Source organism: Bacteroides sp. 51 (assembly GCF_010500965.1).
GTDB lineage: Bacteria > Bacteroidota > Bacteroidia > Bacteroidales > Bacteroidaceae > Bacteroides.
Map to the genome: position 1 here is coordinate 396 of NZ_QVMI01000049.1, position 1,619 is coordinate 2,014.

3 protein-coding genes are annotated in these 1,619 nt (G+C 43.5%); all 3 read left to right on the forward strand.

The genetic code is table 11. The features are described from left to right. Positions 1-226, forward strand: a 226-nt coding sequence (locus D0T87_RS24315) for a hypothetical protein (RefSeq protein ID WP_203558764.1), incomplete at its 5' end; no start/stop codon positions are given. Positions 227-575: 349 nt separating this feature from the next. Further along, entirely contained in the window at positions 576-1,073 is a 498-nt protein-coding gene (locus D0T87_RS22250) for a hypothetical protein (RefSeq protein ID WP_163178169.1), read from the forward strand. A gap of 316 nt (positions 1,074-1,389) precedes the next feature. Continuing rightward, positions 1,390-1,619, forward strand: a 230-nt coding sequence (locus D0T87_RS22255) for a hypothetical protein (RefSeq protein WP_203558765.1), incomplete at its 3' end; no start/stop codon positions are given.

Here is a 1,619-nt window from a genome sequence, read left to right on the forward strand (position 1 = left end):
TTTACTCTTTCTATGTCAGGTAAGAAGCAGAAGAGTAACCTGGTGTTCTGTTACGAAGAGCCGTATGATGGGAGACTATCACGTACGGTTCCGTGAGAAACTAAGGGTGAAATTCCCTTGGTTTACTCGACGTGTGCCTACCCAAGCTGTACCTAAAATGATGGGCTTAGCTAAACTGTCCTGGCCGGCACTAGAATACCGGTTTGGAAGTTTAGCTAAGAGCTGATCCATCGGCAGGGAGTTTTCAGGTACACCTGCCAAACCGCTCCACGGTGCTCTGCCTTCACGGTATGGGTATTGAACGGTTGGAGAAAAGGGAGTTGGAAGAGACTCTCAGGTGTGAGTATAGGAGCTGAATGTAAATGAACCCCTAATGAGTCATCGAAAAGAAACTTTTTCTATGTGTATCATAGAATTAGTCGTTGTCGTGTTAAGCATGAACAATTCCATGATGTGATATCACGATCATGCTCCACTAAATTTGTTTTGTTGCGAAGTCTCCCGAGCCAGGCGTGGTCAGGGAGGCTTTTTAAGGCATCTTAAAAAAGAAAGTATGGATAAAATACAGAATACATATGAATGAAGGTAACCGTATACAATGTTACCGGCTCAGGCGGGGACGGGTGGAACATATAGCCCATGCGGCTCATTACCGGCTGTTCTTCCTGCTGGAAGGTAAGATATTCCTTAAAAGCCAGGTAGCAGGGAAACATCTGCTTTATGCCAAAGAAATGATGATGTTGCCGGCAGGAAGTGAGATCAGTTGCAGTGCATTTGATAAATCTAAATTTGTCATATTGGATTGTACCGTACTTCGTGCCAAAGGGAATGTTTCTTATATGGAAGAATTAAAAGAGGTGGCGGTTGTATATGAGCCGGAAAAAACGGTCTTTCCTATTTGTATTAAATTGGAGAAGGTGTTAAATGGCTTTTTTGGCTATGCAATGGATGGGAGCTGTTATACTGATGCTTATGATGCTGTTTTTATTTTCCTGCGGTCGTTGTATACGCCACAGGAACTGGGGGCTTTATTTGCTCCGATGATACGTGTAGAGTTGAAAATTGAAAGTTGAAAGTTAAAGGTAAAATACAGTATTTATGAACTCTCTCTCCGCTGGTGTGGGAGTATAGGCGGATGTTATAATCGTGGTTATGTAGTTTTTTTGATTGCTCCCACCACCTCCCCCCTTCGGGGTACTCCTCCTCTAGGCAGGAGGAGAGCCGGCGAGGCGCCGGAGCCAGATTCACGATGCCGCATGAGCTATTTGTCATGGCTGCGCAGCCAAACTCCCATCCTGCCCGAGGAGGGGTGCCCAAAGGGCGGGGTGGTGGGAGCAATATAAATAAATGAATTAAAAACATACTTAATATAAAGATAATAAATAGAATATGGAAAAAGAAAATAAAGAATTTATGGAAATGCATCTTGCCACAATGGACAGGATAAAGGAAGAACGTGGCAAACTTTGCCTGGAAATACGCAAACGCCATAAGCTGTCGCGCGAATGGGCGCCCGAACGGTGCAAAGTATGCGATAAAACAATAGGTAAAATAGAACTGACCTTTAATGCATGTATAGATAAGGTAAATACATTATATGACTATTACGATAGCCAAGG